Source organism: Microbacterium sp. BF1 (assembly GCF_019279095.1).
GTDB classification, from domain to species: domain Bacteria; phylum Actinomycetota; class Actinomycetes; order Actinomycetales; family Microbacteriaceae; genus Microbacterium; species Microbacterium maritypicum.
This window is the reverse complement of the sequence record NZ_JAGYWT010000564.1, coordinates 1-1,527: the sequence shown is the minus strand read 5'-3', so window position 1 is coordinate 1,527 and position 1,527 is coordinate 1. Positions and strand designations below refer to the sequence as shown.

The 1,527-nt window shown below is 70.7% G+C and carries 1 protein-coding gene and 1 pseudogene; both read right to left on the bottom strand.

All coding sequences use genetic code 11. The features are described 5' to 3' along the window. Window positions 1-300, bottom strand: a pseudogene (locus KZA10_RS14850) (SGNH/GDSL hydrolase family protein); the annotation flags it as partial. Between the two features lie 208 nt (window positions 301-508). Continuing rightward, window positions 509-1,527 (bottom strand): HisS family protein (locus tag KZA10_RS14845; protein ID WP_218683268.1); only part of this gene is annotated, 1,019 nt, incomplete at its 5' end.

Genomic DNA, 1,527 nt, shown 5'->3' with positions numbered 1-1,527 from the left:
GGCCACCGTGCGCAGCCGCACCGGCCGATGCATCCGGCGTCCCGTCGCCTTCGCCAGCCGCCCGCCGAGGGTCTCCTTGCGGTGCTCGGCCCCGAGGCCTGCGGCGATCGAGTCGCCGAGTACGAGCAGTTCGAGGGGCTCTCCGTCGAGACCTCGACGCCAGAGGCGATCCGCATCGAGCGCTTCCTCGCCCAGCGGCTTCCCGATCCGGCGTCGTGCGAGCGCCGCCTGCTGCCGGAGCACGAGACGGAGGCCGACCAGGAGCGCGACGAGTGCCACCCCGACCAGGACAGGCGGCACGACGACGGGGTTCCGAACGCGACTCACGCCCCGATTCCACCCCGACATCGTGAACGCGGCGTAAACGGGAGCAAGGACGCCCCGTCATTCCGGGTGCACCTGTCGGGACTTCGTGCGGATGTCGGGCAGAGCCACGGCGATTCCCCCGACATCCGTGCATCCGCCCGACAGATGTCCCGGCGCGGCGGACCGGACCGGACCGGACCGGTCAGGACAGCGGCTTGAGCTCCAGCTCGCCGGTGCCGGCGGAGACGGTCGCGAAGGCGGTGTAGCCGTCGGCCGCCGAACGCTCGAGCAGCGCCTTGACGTTCTTGGTGCGTCGCTCGAGCCGCACCCTCGCGCCCCCTGCGATCAGCGCCGCCTTGTGCCGGACGAGCTCGTGCACCGGAACGTCGGCATCGTGGATGAGCACGACGGCCTGTGCGGTGGCATCGGCCTCGTCGGCGATCAGGTCGACGAGGCGTTCGAAGCCGAGCGAGAAGCCCACGGCGGGAACCTGCTGTCCGAGGAAGCGGCCGATCATGCCGTCATAGCGACCGCCACCGCCGAGCGAGTAGCCGACCGAGGGGTGCGCGAGCTCGAAGATCGTGCCGGTGTAGTACCCCATGCCGCGCACGAGGAACGGATCGAAGACCAGGGGGATGTCGGACTGCCCCCGCCCCGCGGCGACCGCCTCGCCGATTCCGACGAGGTGCTCGACCAGTTCGGTCGGGGCACCATCGGGGAGCGCCTTGCGGACCTGCCGCTCGCCGAACGGGTTGTACTCCATGGTCTGCGGACGACGCAGGAACGCATCGAACGCGTCGGCGGCTGCGGTGGAGGCGCTGCGCTCACGCAGCTCGGCCGCCACGCCCTCGGGCCCGATCTTGTCGAGCTTGTCGATCGTGATGAGCACCCCGGGGCGCTCCTCGGCGGTGAACCCGAAACTGTCCAGCATCCAGTCCAGCACCCGACGGTCGTTGATCCGCACGGTCGCACCGTCGAGACCGAGCGCGTCGACCGCGTCGAGCGAGGCGACCATCAGCTCGGCCTCGGCGCGCGACGAGTCATCTCCCATGATGTCGATGTCGCACTGCACGAACTGGCGGTAGCGCCCCTTCTGCGGGCGTTCGGCGCGCCAGACCGGACCGATCTGGATCGAGCGGAACACCGTGGGCAGCTGGCCGCGGTTGCTGGCGTAGAAGCGCGCGAGCGGCACGGTCAGGTCGTAGCGCAGGCCGAGGTCCG